The sequence below is a fragment of the Vibrio phycocola genome, from assembly GCF_053850235.1.
On the sequence record NZ_JBSQDJ010000019.1, the window covers coordinates 20,376 to 32,903 of the forward strand.

The 12,528-nt window shown below is 41.2% G+C and carries 8 protein-coding genes and 1 tRNA gene; 5 read left to right on the top strand and 4 right to left on the bottom strand.

Annotated elements, in window-relative coordinates; genetic code table 11:
* The first annotated feature begins 22 nt into the window (after positions 1 to 22).
* The 5 genes from ACWU4D_RS17800 (at position 23) to ACWU4D_RS17820 (ending at position 6,418) form a co-directional block, all read left to right on the top strand.
* The gene (locus tag ACWU4D_RS17800; protein WP_456052800.1) at positions 23 to 466 is read left to right on the top strand and encodes a GatB/YqeY domain-containing protein; all 444 of its coding nucleotides are present in this window, start codon (positions 23 to 25) and stop codon (positions 464 to 466) included.
* Between the two features lie 96 nt (positions 467 to 562).
* Positions 563 to 2,308, top strand: a complete 1,746-nt coding sequence (dnaG, locus tag ACWU4D_RS17805) for a DNA primase (RefSeq protein WP_456052801.1) — start codon at positions 563 to 565, stop codon at positions 2,306 to 2,308.
* Positions 2,309 to 2,406: 98 nt separating this feature from the next.
* Positions 2,407 to 4,269, top strand: coding sequence for an RNA polymerase sigma factor RpoD (gene rpoD, locus ACWU4D_RS17810; RefSeq protein ID WP_456052802.1), 1,863 nt, complete (start codon positions 2,407 to 2,409; stop codon positions 4,267 to 4,269).
* Between the two features lie 143 nt (positions 4,270 to 4,412).
* Positions 4,413 to 4,489 (top strand) — tRNA-Ile (locus tag ACWU4D_RS17815).
* 393 nt (positions 4,490 to 4,882) lie between these two features.
* Positions 4,883 to 6,418 (top strand): glucan biosynthesis protein, encoded by a 1,536-nt coding sequence (locus ACWU4D_RS17820; RefSeq protein ID WP_456052803.1) that lies wholly within the window; start codon positions 4,883 to 4,885, stop codon positions 6,416 to 6,418.
* Between the two features lie 77 nt (positions 6,419 to 6,495).
* On the opposite strand, the gene ACWU4D_RS17825 is transcribed toward ACWU4D_RS17820, so the two are convergent.
* From ACWU4D_RS17825 to ACWU4D_RS17840, 4 genes are all read right to left on the bottom strand, one after another.
* The gene (locus ACWU4D_RS17825) at positions 6,496 to 7,998 is read right to left on the bottom strand and encodes an alanine/glycine:cation symporter family protein (protein WP_456052804.1); all 1,503 of its coding nucleotides are present in this window, start codon (positions 7,996 to 7,998) and stop codon (positions 6,496 to 6,498) included.
* Between the two features lie 367 nt (positions 7,999 to 8,365).
* Positions 8,366 to 9,487 carry an alanine dehydrogenase gene (ald, locus tag ACWU4D_RS17830; protein ID WP_456052805.1) on the bottom strand — a complete coding sequence of 374 codons (1,122 nt, stop codon included), beginning with the start codon at positions 9,485 to 9,487 and terminating at the stop codon, positions 8,366 to 8,368.
* Positions 9,488 to 9,878: 391 nt separating this feature from the next.
* Entirely contained in the window at positions 9,879 to 11,570 is a 1,692-nt protein-coding gene (gene betA, locus ACWU4D_RS17835) for a choline dehydrogenase (protein ID WP_456052806.1), read from the bottom strand.
* Between the two features lie 65 nt (positions 11,571 to 11,635).
* Complete coding sequence (locus ACWU4D_RS17840) at positions 11,636 to 12,370, bottom strand: FadR/GntR family transcriptional regulator (RefSeq protein ID WP_456052807.1); 735 nt, start codon at positions 12,368 to 12,370, stop codon at positions 11,636 to 11,638.
* Positions 12,371 to 12,528 lie beyond the last annotated feature (158 nt).

Sequence of the window (12,528 nt, forward strand, 5' to 3'; positions counted from 1 at the left end):
GATTCCAACTAAGGATTTAGTTATGGCTCTGATTGAACGACTCAAAGAAGAGCAAAAATTAGCGATGAAAGCCAAGGACAAATTGCGCCTTGGCACTATTCGTTTAGCCCTGTCAGCAATTAAACAACGTGAAGTTGATGAACGTATAACGCTCACTGACGATGATATTGTTGCAATACTGACAAAAATGGTTAAACAACGTCGCGATTCTGTCGCTCAGTATGAAAACGCAGGTCGTAGTGATCTTGCTGAAGCAGAAAGTGCTGAAATTGCAATACTTGAAGATTTCATGCCTCAAGCGTTAAATGACAATGAAGTTGCTGAGCTAATCAAAGCGGCAATTGAAACGTCTGGCGCTTCTAGCATGCAAGATATGGGTAAAGTAATGGCTGTGCTTAAACCGCAAATACAGGGACGTGCAGATATGGGTAAAGTTAGCGGACTGGTTAAGTCTAATCTAGCTTAATATCCATCACAAAGATTAATAAGCCGTGTTATTCTTACGAATGCACGGCTTGTTTGCATTTAACTCAATCAAATTGGATGTTTCTTTTTAGGTTTTATGGCCGGACATATTCCTCGTACTTTTATTGATGATCTCCTAGCTCGACTTGATATTGTCGACATCGTAGACGCGCGGGTGAAACTTAAAAAGAAAGGAAAAAACTACTCTGCGTGTTGTCCATTCCATAACGAAAAAACCCCTTCATTTAGCGTTAGTCAGGAAAAGCAGTTTTATCACTGTTTTGGCTGTGGTGTACACGGTAATGCTATCGACTTTATTATGGAGTTTGAACGACTCGATTTTGTTGAAGCAATTGATGAACTTGCGGGTGTATTGGGTATAGAAGTTCCTCGAGAACAACGCCCTGGAACTCGAGCAAATGACAACACACCAAGAGTGAGTAGTGATACCAAGCGATCACTTTATGATCTACTTGAAAGTGCAGCTCAGTTTTATCGTCAACAATTAAAAAAACCGGCAGCGAAACAAGCTATTGATTACTTGAAAGCTCGCGGGGTTTCCGGAGAAATAGCTCAAAAATTTGGAATTGGATACGTCCCAGATGAGTGGGATTCTATTCGCCAACAATTTGCCACTTCTAAACAAAGCGAAGATATGTTGCTTGATGGCGGTTTGTTGATTGAAAATGATCGTGGTAATCGATACGACCGTTTTCGTGGTCGGGTTATGTTTCCAATTCGAGATCGTCGCGGCCGCGTGATTGGGTTTGGAGGTCGAGTATTAGGAGATGGAACGCCTAAATATTTAAACTCACCTGAAACTCCAATTTTCCATAAAGGCAAAGAGCTCTACGGTTTGTATGAAGTGTTGCAAACCTATCGTGAACCAAAGCAGATTTTGGTCGTAGAAGGGTATATGGATGTCGTCGCATTGGCACAATTCGATGTCGATTACGCCGTTGCTTCATTGGGTACGTCAACAACCGGCGATCATCTTCAGTTACTCTTTCGTCAAACCAATACTGTCGTATGTTGTTATGATGGGGACCGAGCTGGACGTGAAGCAGCTTGGAGAGCATTAGAAAATGCGTTGAGTTACCTCAAGAGTGGCAATATTCTCAAATTTTTATTTTTGCCTGATGGGGAAGATCCAGATAGTTACATTCGCCAATATGGGCAAGAAGCATTTGAACAACAAGTTCAGGAAGCACAACCACTCTCTGTATACTTATTTAATCATCTCCTTCAACAAGTCGATGTTGGTAATAATGAAGGTAAAGCAGCATTAGAAGCGCTTGCATTGCCTCTTATTTTTAAGATTCCCGATGAATATTTGCAATCTCAACTTTTGAAATTGCTCGAACAAAAAACGGGAGTTTATAAAAAACCTGTTGTAAATAAAGAGGATAACCGAACACCTCAACCACATAGAGAAATAAAGCGGACACCAATGAGAGAAGTGATTGCTTTGCTTCTGCAAAATCCGAGCTATGCTCAAAGGGTACCGGATCTAAGCAGCGTAAGAACATTACCTATTCCAGGTCTCACTTTATTAATTGAGGTAGTTGAAAATTGTCGAAATTATCCCCATATAACAACAGGCCAGTTACTTGAGTACTGGCGAGGAAATAAAAACGAGCCTTTGGTATCTCGGCTAGCAAGCTGGGAGATACATATTAATGAAGAAAACCAAGAAGAGCTGTTTTTAGACTCACTAGATAAAATACTTGCACAGTGCATAGAAAAACAAATTGAAGATTTGCAGGCTAGAGAGCGAAGTGTCGGTTTATCATCCGATGAGAAAAGGGAGCTGTTAGCTCTAATGCTAGATTTAAAAGCGTAACCCTTATCTTATAGTCAGCAATTTAGAAATTTGTTATCATACGTGGTTTGCATTTCGCATACTTATTCCGTCACCAGATATGAAGTTGGATACCGTCTATGGATCAAAATCCGCAGTCACAGCTAAAATTACTTGTTATTAAAGGCAAGGAACAAGGCTATCTGACATACGCCGAAGTAAATGACCACTTACCTGCAGAGATCGTAGATTCTGAACAGGTAGAAGATATTATTCAGATGATCAATGACATGGGCATAAAAGTAGTTGAAACTGCTCCTGATGCCGATGATCTTGCTCTTAATGACGACACTGCAGTTACTGATGAAGACGTAGCTGAAGCTGCTGCTGCTGCACTTTCAAGCGTTGAAAGTGAAATTGGCCGAACGACCGATCCCGTCCGCATGTATATGCGTGAAATGGGTACTGTTGAACTTCTTACTCGCGAAGGCGAAATCGATATAGCAAAACGTATCGAAGAAGGGATCAACCAAGTTCAACGTTCTGTCGCTGAATACCCAGGAACCATTCCTTACATTCTTGAACAATTCGATAGAGTGCAAGCTGAAGAGCTTCGTCTTACCGATTTGATTTCAGGCTTTGTCGACCCTGATGCAGATGAGACTGCAGCACCAACCGCCACACATATCGGTTCGGAGCTGACAGGTTCAAATCTTGCTGATGAAGATGACACTGAAGAAGATAAAGACAAAGATGATACGGATGATGAGGACGATGAGGAAGAAGATACTGGTATCGATCCTGAATTCGCCGCAGAGAAGTTTAATGACCTTCGTTCTCGCTTCCAAAATTACCAACTAGCTCTCAATGAGCATGGTGATGGAAGTAAGCCATCGAAAGAAGCTTCTGAATTGGTATTGGACGCATTCCGTGAATTCCGTTTAACACCCAAGCAGTTTGATCATTTAGTTCGAAACCTTCGTACGTCAATGGATCGTGTTCGTACCCAAGAACGCTTAATTATGCGTTCTGTGGTTGAATACGCAAAAATGCCGAAAAAAGCATTTGTTCAAGCTTTTACAGGTAATGAATCAAGCGAAGAATGGTTAGATACTGTTTTAGCTTCTGATAAACCTTACGCTGAAAAAATTCGCCTCAATGAGGATGATATTCGTCGTTCGATCCAGAAGCTAAAATCAATCGAAGAAGAAACTTCTTTAAAAGTCGTACGTATTAAAGACATCAGCCGTCGCATGTCAATCGGTGAGGCAAAAGCTCGTCGTGCGAAAAAAGAGATGGTTGAAGCGAACTTACGTCTGGTTATTTCAATCGCGAAAAAATACACTAACCGCGGCTTGCAATTCTTAGATTTAATCCAAGAAGGCAACATTGGTTTGATGAAAGCGGTTGATAAATTTGAATACCGTCGTGGTTACAAGTTCTCGACTTACGCCACTTGGTGGATTCGTCAGGCGATTACTCGCTCCATTGCAGACCAAGCACGAACAATTCGTATTCCAGTTCACATGATTGAAACAATCAATAAACTGAATCGTATTTCTCGTCAGATGTTGCAAGAGATGGGCCGCGAGCCTCTGCCAGAAGAGCTAGCAGAACGCATGCAAATGCCAGAAGACAAAATTCGCAAGGTCCTTAAGATTGCGAAAGAGCCAATCTCGATGGAAACACCGATAGGCGATGATGAAGATTCTCATCTAGGTGACTTTATCGAAGATACTACGTTAGAGCTTCCATTAGACTCAGCAACAGCAACCAGTCTACATGTCGCGACACGTGATGTTCTTTCAGGTTTAACGCCACGTGAAGCTAAAGTTCTGCGTATGCGTTTCGGTATCGACATGAACACTGACCACACACTTGAAGAAGTGGGTAAACAGTTTGATGTTACACGTGAACGTATCCGTCAGATTGAAGCAAAAGCGTTACGTAAACTGCGTCACCCTAGCCGCTCAGAAACTCTGCGCAGCTTCTTAGACGAGTAAATAACCATCAATCTGAACAAAAGGTGAGCTCCGCTCACCTTTTTTGTATCGAATTGTTCTAAGTGAATAAAATCTAAACAGATTTAACCCATATTCTCTCTAGACACCCAACTCGGGTTCACCTATAATCGTTGACCTATTTGGGGCCTTTAGCTCAGTTGGTTAGAGCGTCCGACTCATAATCGGCAGGTCCTGGGTTCGAGTCCCGGAAGGCCCACCAAATTTTAAAAGGTTAGTATCCAATATGGCTACTAACCTTTTTTCTTTCCTACTTTCCTTGCCCACATAAGCCATATCAACTTTGCTAACTAAACAACATATGTATCAACACACGATGTCAAAGATAAACGATAAAACTCTATTCGACAGATCCACTAAAAACTATCTATAAATCGTCGTTTCTATGTTCAAGAATTGCGAAAAAATGAGACAAGAGAAACTTTTATCATGAGCTTTACCAAAATTTAACTTAGCAAGGTTATTTAAAGATAACATTGAAATAGAACGGTAAAGTTAGTGAATATTTATCGAAGTCATACCGAAGCTCAACGTCACCAGAACGGCACCAGTCGACTGGAGCGAGCTCAGATTTAATTAATCGGAAATTCTCTTTATGAAATTAAAGTCATTTATCGCGATTCTGTTTTCTATCTCGATATCATCTCAGGCAGCAGAAGAGTTACATCAAACTGAATTTACTTTCGAAGATTTAAAAGCACTCGCAAAAGCTTCGGCGGAAAAGCCATACTCTGCACCGGTTGTTCCCTCGAGGGAATTAATAGAAAAAATTGATTACGACCAACACTGGAAAATACGCTTTAAAGAAGATGAAAGCTTGTATGCTAGTGGGAAAAAGGCACCCATACAGTTATTTTACCCTGGCCGCTACTTCCCAGAACCGGTAAAAATCTATATCAGAGACGATAAGAATATCGCCGATGAAGTCCCTTTCAGTAACGAATTTTTTGATATGCCATCCGATAGTCCTGCTCATGATTTACCTGAAGGATTCGGATTTGCAGGTTTTAGAATTATGCGACCAAATATGAAGCCTGATTGGGTTTCTTTTTTGGGTGCATCCTATTTTCGTACCGATGGGCCAGAGGGACAATATGGGCTATCAGCACGAGGTATTGCCATAAATACAGGTATGAATCAGCCTGAAGAGTTCCCTCGGTTTTCTGCGTTTTGGCTTGGTCCAGCAGAGCATAGAGGAGAGAGCTTGACAGTGTGGGCACTGCTTGAAGGGCCATCAATAACTGGCGCATATCGCTTTGGTTTAGCCAAAGACAACAAAAAAGCCAAAGGACATGTTACGTCTGTTTCGGCTCATTTATATATGCGTGCCGATGTTGAACGATTAGGGATAGCACCGCTAACCAGCATGTATTGGTACTCACAAAGAGACAAAACAATCGCTAAAGACTGGCGCCCAGAAATTCACGATAGTGATGGTCTCGCTATCCATACAGGGACTGGCCAACACATTTGGCGGCCACTGAATAATCCTCACTCGGTTTCAACCAACAGCTTTACTGATGAAAACCCAAAGGGATTTGGACTGATTCAGCGAGATCGTAACTTCGACAACTACCAAGATGATGGCGTATTTTACAACAAGCGCTCTTCTGCGTGGATTAAACCTAATGGCGATTGGGGAAGAGGTGTTGTACAGCTCGTAGAAATTCCAACAAAAGATGAAACTTTCGATAATATCGTTGCCTACTGGGTACCAGAAAAACAAGCCCGTAAAGGAGAAGAGTTTTCCTTTTCTTATGACATCGAATGGCGCCCTGTTGATCCGAAATCAAAACAGTTAGCCAGTGTTTCTGATACCAGACAAGGGTTAGGCGGAATTCCCGGTCAACCGATTCCTGAAGGTGTCAACAAAATGGTCATTGATTTTGAAGGACCTAGATTGAAAGGGCTCAATCGCGAAAGTGGCGTTAAACCCGTAGTAAAAGCGAGCAACGGTGAAATATTAGAACCTATCGGAGCTTACCCTATCGTAGGAACAAACAAATGGCGATTGGCCTTCGACTACAAGCAAGAAAATAGCGACCCAGCTAACATCCAAGCGTATTTGATGCATGAAGACGAGGTTATATCTGAAACTTGGGTTAGTGATGTAACTGTAACTATTGATTAAGCCAATATGTGCAGTATATAAAACAAAAATAGCCTACTTTTCAGTAGGCTATTTTATTGATAGGTACGGAAAGTTATTTAGTGCGTACTCTCTAATGGCTTCCCATCCAGTTCCGGCTTTTCTTGTTCAGCCATCGCCTCATTGCGTTCTTTAATTTCTTTCCAAAGATCCGCATTTTTGATACCAAGCTTATCAGGGTCAAAAATTGGATTTAGACCTGCTTTTTTCTGAGCTTCGTAGTCTTTCAAACAAACTAATGCTGGCTTCTGTAAGATAAGAATGGCGACAATATTTAACCAAGCCATCAGACCAACACCAACATCGCCTAATCCCCATGCGACACCAGCACTATGTACAGTTCCATAACCAACCGATGCTAGAAACATCAACTTCATCAGTAACGTCAGCCAAGGGCGTTTCGTCGTACGGTTTATATAAGAGATATTAGAATCCGCCATGTAGTAATAAGCAAGCATGGTCGTAAATGAAAAGAATAATAGAGCTAACGCAACGAAGCTTGCGCCAAACCCCGGTAGAGCAGACTCAACGGCAGCTTGAGTAAAACCAGGACCAGCACTTACGCCAGCCAGCCCTTCAACTAACATTGTTCCATCAGCCGCATGCACATTGTAGCTATTGGTTGCTAGCAGCATAAATGCCGTTGCAGTACACACAAACAGAGTATCAATATAGACAGAGAAAGCTTGTACATATCCTTGTTTTGCTGGGTGCGATACTTCTGCTGCCGCTGCTGGGTGAGGACCGGTACCCTGACCTGCTTCGTTGGAATACACTCCACGCTTAACACCCCATTGAATAGCCATACCAATCATAGCGCCAAAACCAGCATCAAACCCGAAAGCACTATTTAAGATCAGCATGATCATTTCCGGAATCTTCGAAGCATTCATAGCAACAATAACTACCGCGATGAAGATGTAAACAAGCGCCATAAATGGCACAACGACTTCGGCAAACGCTGCAATACGTCGTACACCACCAAAGATAATAAACGCAAGACCAATAACAATTACCGCGGCGGTAATAACTGGAGAAATCCCCCACGCATTTTCCATACCTGAAGCAATACTATTGGCCTGAACACCCGGTAAAAATAATCCAGTCGCGATTGCAGTCGCTACCGCAAATACCCATGCATACCATTTCAGTCCCATTGCTTTTTCTATATAAAATGCAGGGCCACCACGATACTGACCATTATCATCTTTCTCTTTGTAAATCTGACCGAGCGTCGATTCAACATAGGCGGTAGATGCTCCAAGAAAAGCAACCATCCACATCCAAAAGACAGCTCCTGGACCACCAAATGCGATTGCAGTTGCCACACCCGCAATATTACCAGTTCCAACTCGCCCCGAGAGTGACATAGCTAATGCTTGAAAAGAAGAGATACCTGCTGGAGACTTCTCTCCTTTAAACATCAGATGAAGCATCTCTTTAAATCCACGAACCTGCATGAATCGAGTTCTGATTGAAAAATACAATCCAGCTCCCAAACATAAATAGATCAGAGCTGGGCTCCAAATTATTCCATTTAAAAATCCTATTACGCTTTCCATTTTTCTTGTTACCTTAAAGTAGTTTTTTATATCGATATAGTTAATATAAACACTGCAAAAATAGCGCCATAATTCAAAACAACATCAAATACCACCAATAACGACATAAAAAGAAGTTTATATAACTATAAAAATTCAAACTTAAGGATTGGATAATAATCTTCTACAACGAAACTAAGCTTCCTAATTAAATGCACCAATTCAAAGCAAAAACATGAAGATTTTTATTTTTGCACCATTATTAATCATGATCACATTAGGTTCGTTTAATATTCAGAAATGAAAAAACCCAGCCACGAATATCAAATGGCTGGGTCTTGGGTTTTATTAATCTTCTTATCTAAAAAGACGGAAGGAGATAGAAAGCTTAGTTACTCAATAGTGCTTCTTTAGGTGCTACATATTCAAGATTACGGCTTTCAGCAACAGACTGATTCGTGATTTGACCACGGAATACGTTTAAGCCATTCAACAAGTGCTGATCATTCAGCAATGCATCTTTATAACCTTTGTCTGCTAACGCGACAATATATGGCAACGTTGCGTTATTTAGAGCAAATGTAGAAGTTCGAGCAACGCCACCTGGCATGTTAGCGACACAGTAATGGACAACGTCATCAACGATATAAATTGGATCTTGGTGGGTTGTTGCTTTTGATGTTTCTGCACAGCCGCCCTGATCGATAGCAACATCGACGATTACCGAACCCGGTTTCATTTTTTTGATCAATTCACGAGTAATCAGTTTAGGCGCAGAAGCACCAGGAAGAAGTACTGAACCAACAACAACTTCTGACGTCGTCGCATGTTTTTCAATACTATCCGCTGTCGAATAAACCGTTTTAATACGACCTTGATAAATAGCATCCACTTCACGTAATGCATCAGTATTTCTATCTAGAATGACGACCTCAGCACCAACACCAACGGCCATTTGTGCTGCGTTACGTCCAACAACACCAGCACCAATTATCGTTACTTTAGCAGGCTCAACTCCCGGAACACCACCAAGTAACATGCCGCAACCACCATGAGATTTTTCTAATGATGCCATTGCCGCTTGAATCGCCATACGTCCAGCAACTTCAGACATAGGAGCGAGCAAAGGAAGAGTTTTCTTATCGCTTGTTACTGTTTCGTAAGCAATACATACGGCTTTGCTTTTAATTAAGTCTTCGGTTTGTTCTGCATCAGGGGCAAGGTGTAAATAGGTAAATAAAATTTGATCTTCACGTAACATCGCACGCTCAACGGCTTGTGGCTCTTTTACTTTTACGATCATTTCACTTTCTGCAAAGACAGTTGCAGCATCTGGAGCAATGTCCGCACCAGCATCAAGGTAATCTTGGTCGCTAAAACCAATTCCTATTCCAGCAGATGTTTCGATCAAAATACGGTGACCACGGCCACTCAATTCTTTAACACTCGCAGGTGTCATTCCAACACGGTATTCGTGATTTTTAATTTCTTTAGGTACGCCAATTAGCATTGCTATCTCCAAAATAAGGTGTGATTAATAAAACCAACGCAATTAAAAGATAAATAAACCACAAAATCAACACTAACATAGTGATATGAACTGGGTATTTTTGGTGCAAGCAGTGTAACAAACCTAAAAATTAAAAAAATATGAACAAAAACACCACTTAAAATTTAAATTTAAGTGTCTATTACTAATTATGGGGCAAAAAAAAGATGCTCTTTATTTGTACATTTATCAATACGCACGATTCTAGTGCACTGTAGAATGAGTTAGAAAAAGGAAAAGTGAGTAGCTAAAAAAGTAGGAAAGGAATGCGAGTTTTAAGGTGTCGATCCAAAAAAATAGGCACTCCATTGCAAGAGTGCCTAACTATCATAACGAAGAAGAAAGAGTGCGTTTAAGCTTGCTCTGTACTTTCTTCTTTCTCTTCAACGCCAGTATTTTTTGCTGGATTATGTTGATAATATTCAACATCTTGCGCAGGCTCAATATAGTTACCCAGAATAATATCAGCCGCTTTTTCTGCAACCATCATCGTTGGTGCATATAAGTTACCATTGGTGATGACTGGGAAGATAGACGCATCGACAACTCGTAGGTTTTTAACCCCGTGAACTTTCAACTCACCATCAACCACGGCCATCTCATCGTACCCCATTTTACAGGTACAACTTGGGTGATAAGCACTTTCACCATCACGAGCGACAAAATCAAGAATCTCTTCATCAGTCTGTACATTCGGTCCTGGTGCAAGTTCTTCACCACGTAAGTCATCAAATGCAGGCTGTTCAATGATATTACGAGTACAACGAATCGCTTCTACCCACTCTTTACGCTCTTGCTCAGTCGAAAGATAGTTAAATAGGATTTCAGGTTTTTCATCTGGATCACTCGATTTAATCTTCACGTGACCACGAACATCGGTATTCATAGGGCCAACGTGCAACTGGAAGCCATGTCCATCACGTGGTGCACTACCATCGTAGCGAATTGCTAACGGTAAGAAATGGTACTGAAGGTTAGGATACGCAACTTCATCATTTCCGCGAATAAAACCGCCCGCTTCAAAATGGTTGGTTGCCGCATTCCCTTTACGATGAAATAGCCAATCGAAGCCAATTTTTGGTTGGTTGTACCATTTGAGCGCTGGGTAAAGGCTAACAGGTTGCTTACACGTATATTGAACATAAAGCTCTAAGTGATCCTGAAGGTTCTCACCAACACCGGGTAAATGGTGAACTGGATCAATACCCAATGCCTTCAACTCTTCTTTATTACCAATACCCGACAATTGCAGGAGTTTAGGAGAGTTAATAGCGCCGCCACATGAAATAATTTCACCACCATAAACCGTATTTGTTTTATTGCGACGTTTAAACTCAACACCAATAGCCGTTTTATCATCAAAAATAACACGACTTGCTGTAGCACCCGTTAATACCGTCAAGTTCTTACGGTTTTTAACCGGATGTAAATACGCACGTGCAGCGCTTAAACGACGACCTCGGTAGATATTTTGGTCAAACGCACCGAAACCTTCCTGTTGATAACCATTAACATCATCGGTTAAAGGATATCCCGCTTCTTGCGTAGCTTTAAAAAACGCTTCAAATAGAGGGTTATCGCAAGCAGCAGTAGAAATTGAGAGTGGACCATTATCTCCGTGGTATTTATTCGCACCTTTTAAACGCGTTTCAAATTTACGGAAATAAGGCAAACAGTGCTTATAGTCCCAATTATCTAAGCCTTCATGGCCGCCCCACTTTTCATAATCCATTGCGTTGCCGCGGATATAAATCATGCCATTAATACAGCTACTACCGCCGAGAACTTTCCCTCTAGGATGGGCTATTTTTCGGTTATGCATATGAGGTTCAGGTGCCGATTCATACAACCAATTATACGTACCATCGGTAAGTAGGTAAGTCAGTGCTGCCGGCATGTGAATACGAAAATCAAATCGATAATCGGGACGCCCAGCTTCTAATACCAAGACTTTATTTTCTGGGTTTGCACTTAACCGGTTAGCCAGTACACAGCCCGCCGAACCACCACCTACGATGATGTAATCGTAATTCTGTTCCGCCATGAAATATTAACTCCTCAACTTAATCTTTTAAAAAATATAAAAATGTAATTCTTTGCGTAATAAATTTATGATGAACGTCGTTGCAGACATTCATGTAACAGTAAGTAGTGCCTACTAATGGAACCTTGTAGCTTAATGGGCTCTTGATGAATAATTTGTTCTGCGGTATAGCGCCAGTTCTCTACTGTTTTTAATAAGAAATATGGATCGTCGTACAGGTTGTTGTCGTAGGAACCAAAACCTTGTTGCATCGCATGCATCACCCATTCAAACACCGCATTTCTCGCCATTTCAGCCAGCATCAAATTTAACTTGCGATCCGTTTCGGCCAATTCAAAAAAATCCACTGGAGTTTGCTTTGCGATATGTTCCATATGTTCAACCAAAGACAGCATTTTAGATTTCTGCTCTTCAGTCGCTCGAGTCATTGCCAATAACGCTACGCTCTGGTCAATGCTCTCTCTAAACTCAGATATTTCATTGGGGTTGATATGCTTTTGCTTAAGGAACAAGGCTAAGGATTCACTGATATTTGAAACTTCTACTTGTTTGATAAACGTGCCACCTTTCGGCCCTTTACGTATTTCAACCAATCCTTTTTGTTTTAAAGCACTAATCGCTTCTCTAATAACGCCACGCCCGGTACCAAATTGCTGCTGAAGCTCCCTTTCACTAGGAAGGCTATCACCATGTTGCAGCGTTTCATTTAATATGGCGGATTCAATCTGAAGGGTAATGTCTTCACTAGCGCGTCCAGCTTGAGCGGGCATAAATAGAGCGGGTCTACTTTGCTTATCCATGATGAATTTACTCTCTCTACATTATCAAATCACAATGGTACTACCAATATAGTATCATTTATAAATAAAATGGTAAAATAGAGCAAAACTCAAACAAAAGTAAACACATTGGTACTACCTAAATAAAAATAACATATTTCCCTTGTGAGGGAATCGCT